The organism is Orrella dioscoreae, assembly GCF_900089455.2.
In the GTDB taxonomy this organism is placed as follows: domain Bacteria; phylum Pseudomonadota; class Gammaproteobacteria; order Burkholderiales; family Burkholderiaceae_B; genus Orrella; species Orrella dioscoreae.
Genome location: NZ_LT907988.1, coordinates 2,031,692 through 2,048,258, shown reverse-complemented (window position 1 = coordinate 2,048,258; position 16,567 = coordinate 2,031,692). Strand labels below are relative to the sequence as shown.

Here is a 16,567-nt window from a genome sequence, read left to right as displayed (position 1 = left end):
CCCATTCCGCCCTCATGATCTCTCCCTTTGCTTCCGTCGAACTCGCCCCGCGCGACCCGATCCTCGGCCTGACCGAGCAGTACAACGCCGACACCCGCCCCGGCAAGGTGAACCTGGGCGTGGGCGTCTATTACGACGACGAAGGCCGCATCCCGCTGCTGCAAAGCGTGCGCCGCGCCGAACAGGCCCGCCTGGAAGCCGCCGCGGCCCGCGGCTACCTGCCCATCGACGGCATCGCCAACTACAACCAGGGCGCACAGAAGCTGCTGCTGGGCGAAGGCTCGCCGCTGGTCGCCGAAGGCCGCGTGCTGACCGTGCAGACCCTGGGCGGCACCGGCGCCCTGAAGGTCGGCGCCGACTTCCTGCGCGCGTTCCTGCCCGACGCCAAGGTCGCCATCAGCGACCCCAGTTGGGAAAACCACCGCGCGCTGTTCGAACGCGCCGGTTTCGACGTCGTCACCTACGCCTATTACGACGCGGCCACCCGTGGCCTGAACTTCGCCGGCATGACCGACAGCCTGCGCGCGCTGCCCGAAGGCAGCATCGTCGTGCTGCACGCGTGCTGCCACAACCCGACCGGCGTGGACCCCACCGCCGAGCAGTGGGCTGAAATCCTGGAAATCGTGAAGGCGCGCAAGCTGGTGCCCTTCATGGACATCGCCTATCAAGGCTTCGGCGACGGCCTGGAGCAGGACGCCCAGGTGGTGCGCCGCTTCGCCGACGCCGGCCTGACCATGCTGATCAGCTCGTCGTTCTCGAAGTCGTTCTCGCTGTACGGCGAGCGCGTGGGCGCCCTGACCGTCGTGGCCGGCAACAAGGAAGAAACCGGCCGCGTGCTGAGCCAGGTCAAGCGCACCATCCGCACGAACTATTCCAACCCACCCACTCACGGCGCCAGCGTCGTGGCCGCCGTGCTGAACTCGCCCGAGCTGTTCAAGCTGTGGGACGAGGAACTGGCCGGCATGCGCGACCGCATCCGCCTGATGCGCCAGGAACTGGTGAACAAGGTGAAGGCACATGGCGCCACGCAAGACCTGAGCTTCGTCGTGAAGCAACGCGGCATGTTCTCGTACTCGGGGCTGTCGGCGGCGCAGGTCGAGACGCTGCGTGAAGAATCGGGGATTTATGCGCTGTCGACGGGCCGTATCTGCGTCGCTGCGTTGAACAGCCGCAATATCGACGTCGTGGCGGCCGCGATTGCCAAGGCATTGAAGTAATCCCGCCGTCTCCGGCAGGACAGGCAAAAAGGCCCCGAGGGGCCTTTTTGCTTTTTGGGCGGGGCGCCGCCGTCGGCACGAGGGCGCCCGCCCCGGCTCAGACGTCGACGCGATAGCGTTCGATCACCTCGGGCCGCAGGCGGATCCCCAGGCCCGGGGCTTGCGGCACGGCCATGTAGCCATCGCGGATGTCCGGAAAACCCTCGGGCAGCTCCCACAACAAGGGGTCGCGCTGGCGATTCGCGAAAATCTCCACGAACAGTGCGTGCGGGTTGGCTGCCATCAGGTGGATGGCGACCTGGGGCTCTTCATGGTGCGCCATCTCCACATTCATGAACCGCGCCATGTCGGCCACGCGCTGCCACTCGGTGATGCCGCCGCACAGCGTCACGTCCAGGTTCAGGATGGAGACACCTCCCTTGGTAATGAGATCCCGGCAGGCCCGCCCGGTGATTTCCCCCTGACCCACGTTGATCGGTATGGACGTCTTGGTCGCCAGCAGCATCAGCCCGTCGGTCTGGTCATACCATTTGACCGGCTCCTCCATCCACCGTACGCCCAGATCAGCCTTTTCCATGGCCACGCAGAACTTCACCGCGTCCAGCGGATGCCAACCCTGGTTGGCATCCACGGTGATGACGAAATCCTTGCCCCCCGCCTTGCGAGCCGCCCGCACCCGCTCGAAATCCTCCTCCAGGGTGGCACGCCCGACCTTCATCTTGATGCCGATGCAGCCGGCCTGGCGCACGCTTTCGACTTCCTTCGCGATGGCCACCGCCGGATCGCTGCCGTCCTTGGGGTAGTAGCCACCGATGGAGATGACTGGCACCCGGTCGCGCACACCCCCCAGCAGCTTGTAGACCGGCACGTCGTACAGCTTGCCGCGCGCATCCCACATCGCGTTATCCAGGCAGCTGATGGCCTGCAGCAGGATGCCACGCGGGTGCATGTCCAACTGATGCAGGCCACGATTGCCCAGGTCCAGGTCGATGTTAAACATCGCCTCCCACAGGCGCTGGAAGTCGCGCACGTCCTGTCCCTGGAGCAGCGGCCCCAGATGATCGCGAATGACCTGGACGATCTGCGCCTGGGTGTGGAATTCATCGCCGCCGTAGGTTTCCCCCACCAAGCCGTTTTCCAGATGGACGCGGGTGATGATGGTGGGGCGGGTGGCAACCTGATAGGTGCCGCCCTTGAATACCTCCTGGAGCTGCATGTCCAGCGCAATGGCCTCGACGTGTTCGATCTTCACTGTGTCTCCTTGTTTCCGATGAGAGATGGGCGCGGTATCACTGCGGGTCGATACCGGCTTCGCGCACGACGCGCTGCCACTTTTCCTGCTCGCTGCGCATGAAGCGCCCCAGCGCGTCGGCACTGACCGACTCGGCGGGCAGTACTTCAATGCCCTGCTTCTCCAGCGATTGCACGTATTCCTTGTCGGCCAGGGCTTCGGCGTAGGCCTTTTGCAGGACGTCGATCACGTGCGCCGGCGTGTCGGCAGGCGCATATAGCCCGTACCAGGTCGAGGCGAGAAAACCGGGCACTTCCTTTTCCGCCAGCGTCGGGACGCCGGGAAACAGCGCCATCCGTGCCTGCGAGGTCAGGGCCAGCGCGCGCAGGCGCCCGCCCTGGGTCTGCGGCAGCGAGACATTGGTCTGGTCCAGCATGGCGTCGATCTGGCCGCCCATGAGGTCGGCCATGGCCGGGCCCGTGCCCTTGTAGGGCACGAAGGTGTATTGCACCTTGACCACCGACGCGAGATGTTCGGCAGCCAGGTGGGAAGACGAGCCCACGCCCGCCGTGCCGAAGGTGAGCTTGCCCGGATCCTTGCGGGCCGCCTCGAACAGGTCGGTGGCCGTGCGGTAAGGCGAATTGGCGCCCACGAGCAAGGCCATGGGCGTGTCGGGGAAACGGAACACGGGAACGAAATCCTGGTTGGGGTCGTAGCGCAGCGACTTGAAGAGAGACGGCGCGGCCGCCATGGTCCCGATATGGCCCACGAACAGGGAGTAACCGTCAGCCCTGGCGCGCGCGACCTTTGCCGCGCCGATCGTGCCGCCGGCGCCGCCCAGGTTCTCCACCACGATCGATTGCCCCAGCGCGGCGGAAACCCGTTGCGCGACGTTCCTGGAGACTGCGTCGGTGGGGCCGCCTGCCGCAAAGGGCACGAGCCAGGTAATGGCCTTGGCGGGATAGGTTTCCTGCGCGGCAGCGGTGCCGATGCCGCATGCGGCCAGCGCGGCCAGGAGCAGGCGCTGGACGGTGGTGGTGGACGATGTCATGGTGTCTCTCCCGATATTGTTATGGCCTTGCTCGAAAAGGTGACCAAGGCATGTCCGCATATCGTATCGGCCACGAAACCTTTTAGAATCCCCGAATCCGGAACTTCTCAATACACGATTCGTGGCCGATCACCAGCCCTCGCTCGTCGACCTGCACCTGTTCACCGAAGTCATCCGCCTGGGCAGCTTCGCCCGCACGGCCGACGAATGGGGCATGTCGCCCTCCTACGTCAGCAAACGCATCGGCATCCTGGAACAGGATCTGGGCGTGCGGCTGCTGCATCGCACCTCGCGGCGCCTGAGCGCCACCGCGCAGGGCGAGCAGACCTACGAATGGGCCCGGGAAATCCTGGGAAATGTGCGCCAGTTACGCGACGCGCTGGCGGACGAAGTGTCGGAGCCCCGGGGCCGCTTGCGCGTCAGCTCCAGCTTCCGGCTGGGACGCAATCACGTCGCCCCCGCCATTTCGCTGCTGGCGAAGCGCTATCCCAAACTGGAGGTATCGCTGACGGTGCTGGACCGGCCGGTGGATCTGCTGGAAGAGGGGCTGGACCTGGACATTCGTATCGGCGGCGTGCCCGAGCCGCATCTGATTGCCCACCGTATCGCGCATAGCCACCGCCTGCTGTGCGCCGCGCCGTCCTACCTGGAAGCGCGCGGCATGCCGCAACAATTGGACGAACTGTGCCGCCATAGCTGCCTGGTCTTCCGCGAGCGTGACCAGCCCTTCGGGAATTGGCGGCTGGTCGGCCCCAAGGGCCTGGAGACGGTGAAGGTGACGGGCACGCTTTCCTCGAACAACAACGACATCATTCGCCAATGGGCGCTGGATGGCCACGGCATCGTGCGGCTGGCGGATTGGGATTGCGCGCTGAGCGTGCAGAAGGGAGAACTGGTTCCCGTGCTTCCCGCGTATCGCTGGCCTGCCGATATCTGGGCAGTCACGCCGGGCAGGCTGTCGGAGTCGGCCAAGATCGGCGTGTGCGTGCGCTTTCTGCGCGAACAGCTGGCCAACGGCCCTTACGCGCTGCGGCCGGCAGGCATCCCCATGCCCGGCCAGGCAGCCTCCGACAGCGCCCTGTGAGGGCGCGACGGGCTTGGCGCCAGCCGCTCCCGGCGGCCATCGCTTGCAATCCCCCTGCGCATGCCCCACAATCGAGCCTGTATACATATACAGTACGAGAAACATGGCCGCCAAGCTCACCGCCCGTCAGCAGGAAATCCTGGATCTCATCCGCCGCACGCTCGCGCAGACGGGCTTCCCGCCCACGCGCGCCGAGATTGCCCAGGCGCTGGGCTTTCGGTCGCCGAATGCCGCGGAAGACCATCTGAAGGCCTTGGCGCGCAAGGGGGCCATCGAGCTGACCGCCGGCGCCTCGCGCGGCATCCGGCTGCTCAACCAGGCGCCCGAGCCGGTGCAGGCCCTGCTGCCCCACCCGGCCCTGGCACAGATGCTGCTGCCGCTGGTTGGGCGCGTCGCGGCAGGCAGTCCCATCCTCGCCACCGAGCACGTCGAACGCGAGGTGGGCGTGGATCCCGGACTCTTCACGCAGACGCCGGACTACCTCCTCAAGGTGCGCGGGCTCAGCATGCGGGACGCCGGCATTCTGGATGGCGACCTGCTGGCGGTGAAGCGCACCCCGGAAGCGCGCAATGGCCAGATCGTGGTGGCGCGTCTCGATGACGACGTCACCGTCAAGCGCCTGCAGCGCAGCGGCTCGCGGATTGCGCTGCTGCCGGAAAATCCCGACTTCGCCCCCATCGAGATCCAGCCCGGGCAGGATTTCGTGCTCGAAGGCATTGCGGTCGGCCTGATCCGCACGCAACCGCTGCACTAGGCAACACACGCCGCGCACGCCGCCACGGCAGCCTAGTCGCGGTGACGATAACGGTCCAGGTCACGCCGTTCCCGCTTGGTGGGACGGCCGTGGCGGTCTTCCTCAGGCTCCGGCTGCCAGCGGCGCGCCTCTTCCCGCAACAGCCTTGCGGCAATGCTCTCGGTCGTTTCGTCGTACAGCAGGCGCGCCAGCGTGGCCGAGCCGCGCTTTTCCGCCAATCCCCGCACGATCACCACCCACTGCTGCTGGGCCTGCCCGGTGATGTCGATGCGGTCATCCCGCCGAACGATGCGCGCAGGCTTGGCCCTTGCGCCATTGACCAGCACCCTGCCCGCTTCGACCGCGGCGCTGGCCAGCGACCGGGTCTTGTAGAAACGCGCCGCCCATAACCACTTGTCGATACGCACGCCGTGGCGTTCGTCCTCCTGCACCATCCCGGCTCCTCGCCTGCTCTCAAATGAAAATCCCCGCCTTCCTCGCAAGAAGAAGGCAGGGATCGAATCGCCAGCCTTGGGCCGACGCCCAGGCCGGGATCAGTGCTTGATGACGGGGTCGGCGTCGGCCGGCTTGCCGGCAGCCACCACCGACTCGGCCTTGGCGGGCTCTTCCTCGGGCAGCGGCGTGGGCAGGCGTTCCAGCGCCTTTTCCAGCACCTTGTCGATCCAGCGCACCGGCACGATCTCGAGGTGGTTCTTGACGTTGTCCGGGATCTCGGCCAAGTCCTTCACGTTTTCCTCGGGGATCAGCACCGTCTTGATGCCGCCACGGTGGGCTGCCAGCAGCTTTTCCTTCAGGCCGCCGATGGCCAGCACCTCGCCACGGAGCGTGATTTCGCCGGTCATGGCGACGTCGGCGCGCACGGGGATCCTGGACAGCGCCGAGACGATGGCCGTCGTGATGGCGATACCCGCGGACGGACCGTCCTTGGGCGTGGCGCCTTCCGGCACGTGCACGTGCATGTCGTGCTTCTCGAACACGCTGTCGGCAAAACCCAGGCGGCGGGCGCGGGCCCGCACGACGCTGCGCGCAGCCTCGACCGACTCCTTCATGACGTCGCCCAGCGAACCCGTGCGCTGGATGACGCCCTTGCCGGGCATGTCGGCGACTTCGATGGTCAGCAGATCGCCGCCCACTTCCGTCCATGCCAGACCGGTGACCTGGCCGACCTGGTTTTCCTTTTCGGCCATGCCGAAGGAATAGCGGCGCACGCCCAGGTAGTCGTTCAGGTTGTCGGCGTTGACCTTGACCTGCACGACGGGCTCGGAGGCCTTCGCGCCGTCGGCCTGCGACTGCGTGAGCAGCTGCTTGACCACCTTGCGGCAGACCTTGCCGATTTCTCGCTCGAGCGCGCGCACGCCGGCTTCCCGGGTGTAGTAACGCACGATGTCGCGGATGGCCGATTCGTCGACAGCCAGTTCCTCGGGCTTCACGCCGTTGTTCTTCATCAGCTTGGGCAGCAGATGCTCGCGGGCGATGTGCACCTTCTCGTCCTCGGTGTAACCCGACAGACGGATGACTTCCATGCGGTCCAGCAGCGCCGGCGGAATGTTCAGCGTGTTGCTCGTTGCCACGAACATCACATCCGACAGGTCGAAGTCGACCTCGATGTAGTGGTCCTGGAAGGTGTGGTTCTGTTCCGGATCCAGCACCTCGAGCAGCGCCGACGCGGGATCGCCGCGGAAGTCCATGCCCAGCTTGTCGATCTCATCGAGCAGGAACAGCGGGTTGCGCACGGCCACCTTGGACATGTTCTGCAGGATCTTGCCGGGCATCGAACCGATGTAGGTGCGGCGATGGCCACGGATCTCGGCTTCGTCGCGCACGCCGCCCAGGGCCATGCGCACGAACTTGCGGTTCGTGGCCTTGGCGATGGACTGGCCGAGCGAGGTCTTGCCCACGCCGGGCGGGCCGACCAGGCACAGGATGGGCGCCTTGACCTTGTCCACGCGCTGCTGCACCGCGAGATACTCGAGGATGCGTTCCTTGACCTTCTCGAGGCCGTAGTGGTCGTCGTCCAGCACCTTCTCGGCGTTGGAGAGCGAGTTGTTGACCTTGCTCTTCTTCTTCCAGGGAAGATTGATGAGCGTGTCGATGTAGTTGCGCACGACGGTGGCTTCAGCCGACATGGGCGACATGAGCTTCAGCTTCTTGAGCTCGCCATCGGCCTTCTTCTTGGCCTCCTTGGGCAGGTGCGCGGCCAGGATCTTCTTTTCCAGTTCCTCGATGTCGGCGCCTTCCTCGCCTTCGCCCAGTTCCTTCTGGATGGCCTTGACCTGCTCGTTCAGGTAGTAGTCGCGCTGGCTCTTCTCCATCTGCTTCTTCACGCGGCCGCGGATGCGCTTCTCCACCTGGAGAATGTCGATCTCGGTTTCCAGCTGCGTGAGGAGCGCTTCCAGGCGGTCGGACGTGCCGAACACCTCGAGCATCTTCTGCTTTTCCTCGAGCTTGAGCGGCAGGTGCGCGGCGATGGTGTCAGCCAGGCGGCCAGCCTCGTCGATGCCGGCCAGCGAGGTCAGGATCTCGGGCGGGATCTTCTTGTTGAGCTTCACGTATTGCTCGAACTGGGCGACGATGGCGCGGCGCAGGGCCTCGGTCTCGGCGCCGAGCTGGGCTTCGGGCGCGATGGGCACGACTTCGCTGGTGAAGTGCGACTCGGCGTCGTCGATGCGGGTGATGCGGGCGCGTTGCGAACCCTCGACCAGCACCTTCACGGTGCCGTCGGGCAGCTTCAGCATCTGCAGGATGCCGGCCACGCAGCCGATTTCATAGACGTCTTCAGGCGTCGGGTCATCCTTGCCAGCCGACTTCTGGGCCACCAGCATGATGCTCTTGCCCGCCTCCATGGCGGCTTCAAGGGCGCGGATGGACCTGGGACGGCCAACGAACAAAGGAATGACCATGTGCGGGAACACGACGACGTCGCGCAGCGGCAGCAGCGGAAGCTCGATCGGTTCGGAGGGCAAGGTCTGGCTGGCAGACATATGGGCTTCCTTCAAGAGTTACGGCGTTTCGGCTGCGGACGGCTGAAAGATCTTTGACAGTTCAAGGGCCGCGAGCCGCTCATAGGTCCGATATGAAGACAATAGCCGAAAAATCAATAGTGGATCGGGATCCCTTCGACGCGCGGTGCCTCGAAAAGCGCCCGCGCCCCTCGGGAGAGGCTTTCCTCGGCAGTCCGTCTGGCCATTGTCCTTGGACGAGGGCCGCAAAAAACGAGCAACCCTGCGTGGCGCAGGGTTGCTCGTGTCTTGCTGGCGTCAAGTCCAGGGGAAGCCGCCGCGGGCAATCGGTGGATTACCCGGGTGGAAACCACCGGCAGATCAGGCCGCGGCGTCGCGGATTGCGCCGCGGTCGGGCTTGGCGGGGGCTTCCTTGGCTTCGTCCGCATAGATCAGCAGCGGCTTGCCGCTGCCTTCGATGGCGGTTTCGTCCACGACCACGCGCGAGATGTTGCCCTGCGAGGGCAGCTCGTACATGGTGTCCAGCAGCGAGGATTCCAGGATGGAGCGCAGGCCGCGGGCGCCGGTCTTGCGCTTGAGCGCCTTGCGGGCGATGGCGCGCAGGGCGGCGGGCCGCACGTCAAGCTCGGCGCCTTCCATGGCGAAGAGCTTCTGGAACTGCTTGAGCAGGGCGTTCTTGGGCTCGGTGAGGATGCTGACCAGCGCGTCCTCGTCCAGCTCGGCCAGCGTGGCGACCACCGGCAGGCGGCCGACCAGTTCGGGAATCAGGCCGAACTTGACCAGATCCTCGGGCTCGACTTCGGAGAACATCTGGCCCACCGAACGCTCGGACTTGGCGTTGACCGAGGCCGAGAAGCCGATGCCGGAACGCTCGGTGCGGTTGCGGATGACCTTTTCCAGTCCGTCGAAGGCGCCGCCCACGATGAACAGGATATTGGTGGTGTCGACCTGGACGAAATCCTGGTTCGGATGCTTGCGGCCGCCCTGGGGCGGCACGGAGGCAACCGTGCCTTCGATGAGCTTCAGGAGCGCCTGCTGCACGCCCTCGCCCGACACGTCGCGGGTGATCGAGGGGTTGTCGGCCTTGCGCGAGATCTTGTCGATCTCGTCGATGTAGACGATGGCGCGCTGCGCCTTCTCGACATCGTAATTGCAGTTCTGCAGCAGCTTCTGGATGATGTTCTCGACATCCTCGCCCACGTAGCCGGCTTCGGTCAGCGTGGTGGCATCGGCCATGACGAAGGGCACGTCGAGCTGGCGGGCCAGCGTCTGGGCCAGCAGCGTCTTGCCCGAGCCGGTGGGGCCGATCAGCAGGATATTGCTTTTCGAGAGCTCGACCTCGTCACCCTTGATCTCGCCGTGGCGGATGCGCTTGTAGTGGTTGTAGACAGCCACTGCCAGCATGCGCTTGGGCGAGTCCTGGCCAATGACGTATTGGTCGAGGAAGCGCTTGATCTCGGCGGGGGTGGGCAGATCGGAACGAATCGCGGCGCGCGCGTTGGCCTGCGCCTCTTCGCGGATGATGTCGTTGCAAAGATCTATGCACTCGTCGCAAATGAATACCGACGGGCCGGCGATCAGCTTGCGGACCTCGTGCTGGCTCTTGTTGCAGAAAGAGCAATGCAGCACTTTGGCGTCGGCTGATCCTTTCTTTTCGGGCATATGCGTCTAGTGTCTCGGTGAGCGGCACAGGCCGGTGCTGGGACTGCGCCGCAGGAACAGGGCTGCGGGAGAGGGACTGGCCCCGACGCCCGAAGGCATCGAGGACCAGGCCACCAAATCAGGCTTCCTCGGCCCGGTTCGTCATCACCCGGTCGATCAGTCCATACGATACCGCATCTTCAGCGGACATGAAGTTGTCGCGCTCGGTGTCGATTTCGATGCGCTCGATCGGCTGGCCGGTGCGATCGGCCAGGATGCGGTTCAGGCGCGAACGCAGGTCCAGGATCTCGCGAGCCTGGATCTGGATGTCGGTTGCCTGGCCTTGAGCGCCACCCGAGGGCTGGTGGATCATGATGCGCGAATTGGGCAGCGCGAAACGCTTGCCCTTGGCGCCGGCTGCCAGCAGGAATGCACCCATGCTGGCGGCCAGGCCCGCGCACAAGGTCGAGACCTCGGGCTTGACGAACTGCATCGTGTCGTAGATGGCCATGCCCGCATACACCGACCCGCCGGGCGAGTTGATGTAGAACGAGATGTCCTTGTCCGGATTCTCGGACTCGAGGAACAGCAGCTGCGCAACCAGCAGGTTGGCCGATGCATCGTGCACCGGGCCGACCAGGAACATGATGCGTTCCTTCAACAGGCGCGAGTAGATGTCATAGGCGCGTTCACCGCGCCCAGACTGCTCGATGACCATGGGGATGTAGCCCAGGCCGGTAGGCGTCACCGACTCGCCACCGTACATGGACGCATAGAAATCGGTGAAGCGTTGCATCAGGCAGTTCCCATCAGTTGTTCGAAAGGCACGGACTCGTCGGTGACCTTGGCATTGGCCAGGACGTATTCGACGACATTGTCTTCCAGCACGACGGCTTCGATTTCACCGCGGCGCTGGCGGTCGGACAGGTAGTAGCTGACGACCTGGGCGGGCTGTTCGTAGTTCTGCGCGAACTCTTCGATGCGGGCGCGCACCTGCTCGGGCTTGGCTTGCAGTTGGGCCGACTTGACCAGCTCGCCGACCACCAGGCCCAGGCGCACGCGGCGCTCGGACTCGGCGGAGAAGGCTTCCAGCGGGATCGGCACCGACTCGGCGTTGGGCACGCCGCGCGACTTCAGGTCTTCGCGGGCAGCAGCCACGCGGCCTTGGGCGTCGTTCTCGATCAGGGATTGCGGCACGTCGAACTTGGCGGCGGCGGCCAGGGCGTCCATCACGCTGCTCTTGGTGCGGCCCAGGGCGCGCTGCTTCACTTCGCGCTGCAGGTTGGCGGTGATGTCGGCACGCAGCTTTTCCACGTCGCCTTCGGCCTGGCCGAGCGACTTGGCGAACTCGCTGTCGACTTCCGGCAGCACGGGTTCGGCCACTTCCTTGATGGTGATGGCGAACTCGGCCGTCTTGCCGGCGACTTCCGCGCCACCGTAATCAGCGGGGAAAGCCAGCGGGAAGGTCTTGGTGTCGCCAGCCTTCAGGCCGGTCACGGCGGTTTCGAACTCGGGCAGCATGCGGCCCTGGCCCAGCACGAAGGGGAAGTCCTCGGCCTTGCCGCCGTCGAAGGGCACGCCGTCGATCGAGCCGGCGAAGTCCAGGGTGACGCGGTCGTCGTCCTGGGCGGCGCGGTCGGCGCGGGCTTCGTACGACGCGCGTTGCTTGCGCAGGATGTCCAGGGTGCGCTGGACTTCGGCCTCGCCCACTTCAGCGGTGGCGCGGGTCACTTCCAGCGTCGACAGCTCGGGGAGCTGGACTTCCGGATAGACCTCGAAGCTGGCCGTGAAGGCCAGCGTGCCTTCGGGCACGCCTTCCGTCTTGGGCTCGAGCTTGGGGGCGCCCGCCACGCGCAGCTTGGCGGCGCCGACGGCGTCGTCGAACGCGCGGCCAACCTGGCTGTTGATGACGTCGTAGCGGATGCCGGGACCGTGGCTGCGCTCGATGATCGACAGCGGCGCCTTGCCCGGGCGGAAGCCCTGGACCTTGGCGGTGCTTGCCACACGCTTGAGCTGCGCCTGGACTTCCTTTTCGACATCGGCCAGGGCAACGGCCAGATCAACGCGGCGCTGGAGGCCGGAGAGAGTTTCAACCACAGGCTGCATGAAAAACCTATTTCCCGAAAATGAATGTGTCATGGAGGGATCGGCCAGGCCAGGAAGCCTGATCGATGCCACGAAGTGCCGTCCCGGAGCGTCATCCGCCGTGTGGCGAAGACCAGCCGGCGCCGCGGCGCCAGGCCGGGAAAACCGCAAGCCTGAGGGCCTGCGCGCACGACCAACGGGACATTTTACCGGAAAGTGGGCGGGGTCCGTTCCAGCCCCCTGCATGGGCCGTCCAAGCCCGCCGGGCAGCATGCGGGAAAACGCCATGATGCGTTGCTAGAATGCCGCCCCACCCAGTTTGCCCTTCCCTCGAATCTCCCTCTTGCCGGATGACCGCTCCATCATGAAACCCTCTTCTTCCACGCCCCGGCCGCTGCGCCCGCTGGCATCCATCATCTTCAGCTCACGGTGGCTGCAGCTGCCGCTGTACCTGGGCCTGATCGTGGCCCAGGGCGTCTACGTGCTGCTGTTCCTGAAGGAACTGTGGCACTTGGTGACCCACGCCTCCAGCTTCGGCGAGATGGACATCATGCTGCTCGTGCTGGGCCTGATCGACGTGGTGATGATTTCCAACCTGCTGGTCATGGTGATCGTGGGCGGCTACGAGACCTTCGTCTCCCGCCTGGGGCTGGAGGGCCACCCAGACAGCCCCGAGTGGCTGAGCCACGTGAACGCCAGCGTGCTGAAGGTGAAGCTGGCCATGGCGATCATCGGGATCTCGTCGATCCACCTGCTGCGCACCTTCATCGAGGCGGGCAACATCGGCTCGCCGAACTCGCGCTTCACGGAGACAGGCGTCATGTGGCAGACGATCATCCACATCACCTTCATCCTGTCGGCCATCGGCATCGCCTATGTCGACAAGCTGAGCAGCGCCTCGATGCAGGCCGCCGGCCACGGGCCGCAAGCCGAGAGGCACTGACGCTCACTCGCCGCGCGGGTCTGCCTCGGACTCCGCGGCCATCTCGCCCAGCCATTGCGCGAACGCCGCCAGCACGGGCGGCTGGGGCTGGGCGGGCATGATCAGGTAGTAACCCCGCTCCCGGCGCAAGGGCCTGTCGCAGGCCACCACCAGCTCGCCACGCGCCAGCTCCGCCTCGATCAGCATCGGCGGCATGAGCGCCACGCCCAGGCCGTGCGCGGCCGCGCCCGCCGTCATGGAAAACAGCTCATAGCGCGGACCGTCCAGCACCCGCGGCGCGTCCTGCATGCCCATGGCGTCGAACCACTGCCGCCACCCTTGCGGCCGGGTGCTCTGCTGCAGGAGCGGCAGCTCGGCCAGCTGGCGCGGCGACAGGGTCTGCGCGCCCTCTTCCCGCCCCTTTCCGGCGCGCGCCAGCGCCGTGGCCAGCAGGACCGGGCTGCAGACCGGCACGACCGTTTCCCACATCAGCCGCCGGGCCTGCACGCCGGGCCAGTTGGCGACCTGTTCGGGCGTGCCGGCATAGAGCGCGGCATCGAAAGGCGTATCGCCAAACAGGAAAGGCCGGGTCTGGGTCTCGATGTGCACCACGATGTCGGGATGCCGCCGCGCCAGCCGCGACAGGCGCGGCAGCAGCCAGCGCGTGGCGAAGGTGGGCACCGCCGCCAGCGAGACCGCGCCGCCATGCCCCTGGTGCGCCATCACGTCCAGCGTGTCGCGCTCCAGGCCCTGCAACCAGCGCGCCACCTGCCGGCCGTACTGCCGGCCGGCGGGCGTCAGCGTCACGCCATGGCGCGTGCGGCGAAAGAGCAGCACGCCCAGCTGGGCCTCCAGCGCCAGGATCTGGCGCGACACCGCGCTTTGCGTCAGCGACAGTTCCTGCGCGGCACGGGTATAGCTTTCGTGCCGCGCGGCGGACTCGAAGCAGGACAGGGCCTGGACGGAAGGAAGGTTGCGGCGCATGGCAGGCACTCTACTCCATGTATTCCCAAATCGCATTCCTGGATGCGAACTCCTCGCTTGCCGCCGGGCAGCGCGTGGCACTACGCTGAAGAAGACTTCCAACCTCGTACCAATCACGCATAGATCGGGACGCCTTGCCGGCCCCACCCCGACCCGCCGCACTGGAGACACCATGGCCCACGCCCGCTTTCAATGGGACGACCCTTTCCTCATCGACCAGCAACTGAGCGACGACGAGCGCGCCATCCGCGACGCCGCCGCGGCCTACTGCCAGGACAAGCTGGCGCCGCGCGTGCTGGAACAGTTCCGCCACGAGAAGGCCGATACCGCCATCTTCCGCGAGATGGGCGAACTGGGCCTGCTGGGGCCCACCATTCCTGAACAATATGGCGGCCCCGGCCTGAGCTACGTGGCCTATGGCCTGATCGCCCGCGAAGTGGAACGCGTGGACTCGGGCTACCGCTCGATGGCCAGCGTGCAAAGCTCGCTGGTGATGGTGCCGATCTTCGAATTCGGCACCGACGCGCAGAAGGCCAAATACCTGCCCAGGCTGGCCAGCGGCGAATGGATCGGCTGCTTCGGCCTGACCGAACCCGACCACGGCTCCGACCCCGCCGGCATGACGACCCGCGCGCAGAAGGTGGACGGCGGCTATCGCCTGCACGGCGCCAAGACCTGGATCACCAACAGCCCCATCGCCGACGTGTTCGTCGTGTGGGCCAAGGAAGTCTCGGCCGGCGGCGCGGTGGGCCCCATCCGCGGCTTCGTGCTGGACAAGGGCATGGCCGGGCTGTCCGCCCCCGCCATCCACGGCAAGGTGGGCCTGCGCGCCTCCATCACCGGTGAGGTCGTGATGGACGACGTGTTCGTGCCCGAGGAAAACGCCTTCCCCGAGATCCAGGGCCTGAAGGGTCCGTTCACCTGCCTGAACAGCGCCCGCTACGGCATCGCCTGGGGCGCCATGGGCGCGGCCGAATTCTGCTGGCACACCGCGCGCCAGTACACGCTGGACCGCAAGCAGTTCGGCCGTCCGCTGGCCGCCAACCAGCTCATCCAGAAGAAACTGGCCGACATGCAGACCGAGATCGCGCTGGGCCTGCAGGTTGCGCTGCGCTTCGGCCGCATGAAGGACGAAGGCACCGCCTCGGTCGAGGCCACCTCGCTCATCAAGCGCAACAACTGCGGCAAGGCCCTGGACATCGCGCGGCTGGCCCGCGACATGATGGGCGGCAACGGCATCAGCGACGAGTTCGGCGTGGCGCGCCACCTGGTGAACCTGGAAGTGGTCAACACCTACGAAGGCACCCACGACGTGCACGCGCTCATCCTGGGCCGCGCCCAGACGGGCCTGGCGGCCTTCGCCAACTGATGGGCGCCGCACTGGCCGGCATCAAGGTGCTGGATCTTTCCCGCGTGCTGGCCGGCCCCTGGTGCACGCAGGTGCTGGCCGACCTGGGCGCGGATGTCATCAAGGTGGAACGCCCCGGCGCGGGCGACGACACCCGCCACTGGGGCCCGCCCTTCCTGCGCGACACGCAGGGCCAGGACACGCGCGAGGCGAGCTACTTCACGGCCTGCAACCGCAACAAGCGCTCCATCACCGTGGACATGGCGCACCCCGAAGGCCAGGCGCTGCTGCGCCGGATGGCGGCCGAAGCCGACGTGGTGGTGGAGAACTTCAAGGTGGGCGGGCTGCGCCAGTACGGCCTCGATTACGACAGCCTGTCCGCGCTGAATCCGCGCCTGGTCTATTGCTCCATCACGGGCTTCGGCCAGGACGGCCCCTATGCGGAACGCGCCGGCTACGACCTGATGGTGCAGGCCATGTGCGGGCTGATGAGCGTGACCGGCCAGGCCGACGACGAGCCCGGCGGCGGCCCGCTGAAAGTGGGCGTGGCCGTGGTCGACGTCTTCACCGGGCTCTATGCCAGCAACGCCATCCTGGCGGCGTTGCATGCGCGCCAGGCCAGCGGACGCGGCCAGTACATCGACATGGCGCTGCTGGACGTGGGCGTGGCCGTGCTGGCCAACCAGGCCGCCGGCTTCCTCGCCACGGGCAACGCGCCCGCGCGCGCCGGCAACATCCACCCCAGCCTGGCGCCGTACCAGGACTTCCCCACGCGCGACGGCAACGTGCTGCTGGCCATCGGCAACGACGGCCAGTTCGCGCGCTTCTGCGCGGCCATCGGGAGCCCGGCGTGGGCGCAGGATGCGCGCTTCGCCACCAACACCGCGCGCGTGCGCCATCGCGACGCGCTGCTGGCGCTGATGGGTCCGGTCATGCTGCTGCGCACCACCGCCGAGTGGATCGCGCTGCTGGAAGACCGCGCCGTGCCTTGCGGCCCGATCAACACCATCGCGCAGGCCTTCGACGACCCGCAGGTCCAGGCGCGCGGCTTACGCGTGGACCTGCCGCGCGATGCCGGCGACGGCATTGCCGGCATCGCCACGGTGGCCAGCCCCATGCGTCTTTCCGAGACCCCGGTGGATTACCGCCGCGCCCCGCCCGCCCTGGGCCAGCACACCGACGAGGTGCTGCGCGACCTGGGCCTGGACGCGGCCGCCATTGCAGCGCTGAGGGAGAGCAAGGCCATCTAGTCTTTCGCCATCGTGGCGTTCACGCGTATCCATAACAACA

The 16,567-nt window shown here is 66.4% G+C and carries 14 protein-coding genes; 6 read left to right on the top strand and 8 right to left on the bottom strand.

Features of this window, described 5'->3' with window-relative positions:
- Positions 1-14: 14 nt before the first annotated feature.
- On the top strand, positions 15-1,217 hold the full coding sequence (locus tag ODI_RS09585) for an amino acid aminotransferase (RefSeq protein WP_067753173.1): 1,203 nt from the start codon (positions 15-17) through the stop codon (positions 1,215-1,217).
- Positions 1,218-1,314: 97 nt separating this feature from the next.
- Here ODI_RS09585 and ODI_RS09580 read toward each other — a convergent pair whose 3' ends face one another.
- Both ODI_RS09580 and ODI_RS09575 read right to left on the bottom strand, forming a co-directional pair.
- Positions 1,315-2,469, bottom strand: coding sequence for a mandelate racemase/muconate lactonizing enzyme family protein (locus tag ODI_RS09580; protein ID WP_067753170.1), 1,155 nt, complete (start codon positions 2,467-2,469; stop codon positions 1,315-1,317).
- A gap of 37 nt (positions 2,470-2,506) precedes the next feature.
- Positions 2,507-3,499 carry a Bug family tripartite tricarboxylate transporter substrate binding protein gene (locus tag ODI_RS09575; protein WP_067753168.1) on the bottom strand — a complete coding sequence of 331 codons (993 nt, stop codon included), beginning with the start codon at positions 3,497-3,499 and terminating at the stop codon, positions 2,507-2,509.
- 121 nt (positions 3,500-3,620) lie between these two features.
- On the opposite strand from ODI_RS09575, the gene ODI_RS09570 reads away from it, so the two are divergent.
- Both ODI_RS09570 and lexA read left to right on the top strand, forming a co-directional pair.
- Positions 3,621-4,583, top strand: coding sequence for a LysR substrate-binding domain-containing protein (locus tag ODI_RS09570; RefSeq protein ID WP_067753166.1), 963 nt, complete (start codon positions 3,621-3,623; stop codon positions 4,581-4,583).
- A gap of 103 nt (positions 4,584-4,686) precedes the next feature.
- Positions 4,687-5,337, top strand: a complete 651-nt coding sequence (lexA, locus tag ODI_RS09565; protein WP_067753163.1) for a transcriptional repressor LexA — start codon at positions 4,687-4,689, stop codon at positions 5,335-5,337.
- Positions 5,338-5,369: 32 nt separating this feature from the next.
- Here the strand turns inward: lexA and ODI_RS09560 are convergent, their stop codons facing one another.
- The 5 genes from ODI_RS09560 to tig form a co-directional block, all read right to left on the bottom strand.
- Positions 5,370-5,771 carry an RNA-binding S4 domain-containing protein gene (locus tag ODI_RS09560; protein WP_067753159.1) on the bottom strand — a complete coding sequence of 134 codons (402 nt, stop codon included), beginning with the start codon at positions 5,769-5,771 and terminating at the stop codon, positions 5,370-5,372.
- A 99-nt stretch (positions 5,772-5,870) separates the two neighbouring features.
- Complete coding sequence (gene lon, locus ODI_RS09555) at positions 5,871-8,318, bottom strand: endopeptidase La (RefSeq protein WP_067753156.1); 2,448 nt, start codon at positions 8,316-8,318, stop codon at positions 5,871-5,873.
- Between the two features lie 339 nt (positions 8,319-8,657).
- Positions 8,658-9,959: an ATP-dependent Clp protease ATP-binding subunit ClpX gene (clpX, locus tag ODI_RS09550; RefSeq protein WP_067753153.1), complete on the bottom strand. Its 1,302-nt coding sequence runs from the start codon at positions 9,957-9,959 to the stop codon at positions 8,658-8,660.
- Between the two features lie 118 nt (positions 9,960-10,077).
- The gene (gene clpP, locus ODI_RS09545; RefSeq protein ID WP_067753150.1) at positions 10,078-10,734 is read right to left on the bottom strand and encodes an ATP-dependent Clp endopeptidase proteolytic subunit ClpP; all 657 of its coding nucleotides are present in this window, start codon (positions 10,732-10,734) and stop codon (positions 10,078-10,080) included.
- On the bottom strand, positions 10,734-12,044 hold the full coding sequence (gene tig, locus ODI_RS09540) for a trigger factor (protein ID WP_067753147.1): 1,311 nt from the start codon (positions 12,042-12,044) through the stop codon (positions 10,734-10,736). Before tig ends, clpP begins: the two co-directional genes overlap by 1 nt.
- A 343-nt stretch (positions 12,045-12,387) precedes the next feature.
- Here tig and ODI_RS09535 point away from each other — a divergent pair, with 343 nt between their 5' ends.
- Positions 12,388-12,966 carry a TIGR00645 family protein gene (locus ODI_RS09535; RefSeq protein ID WP_067753232.1) on the top strand — a complete coding sequence of 193 codons (579 nt, stop codon included), beginning with the start codon at positions 12,388-12,390 and terminating at the stop codon, positions 12,964-12,966.
- 3 nt (positions 12,967-12,969) lie between these two features.
- Here ODI_RS09535 and ODI_RS09530 read toward each other — a convergent pair whose 3' ends face one another.
- A complete protein-coding gene (locus ODI_RS09530) occupies positions 12,970-13,929 on the bottom strand; it encodes a LysR substrate-binding domain-containing protein (RefSeq protein ID WP_067753144.1) in 960 nt (319 codons plus the stop codon).
- Positions 13,930-14,101: 172 nt separating this feature from the next.
- Between ODI_RS09530 and ODI_RS09525 the strand changes: the two genes are divergently transcribed.
- Entirely contained in the window at positions 14,102-15,298 is a 1,197-nt protein-coding gene (locus tag ODI_RS09525) for an acyl-CoA dehydrogenase (protein ID WP_067753141.1), read from the top strand.
- On the top strand, positions 15,298-16,527 hold the full coding sequence (locus ODI_RS09520; protein ID WP_067753138.1) for a CaiB/BaiF CoA transferase family protein: 1,230 nt from the start codon (positions 15,298-15,300) through the stop codon (positions 16,525-16,527). Before ODI_RS09525 ends, ODI_RS09520 begins: the two co-directional genes overlap by 1 nt.
- Positions 16,528-16,567: the final 40 nt, after the last annotated feature.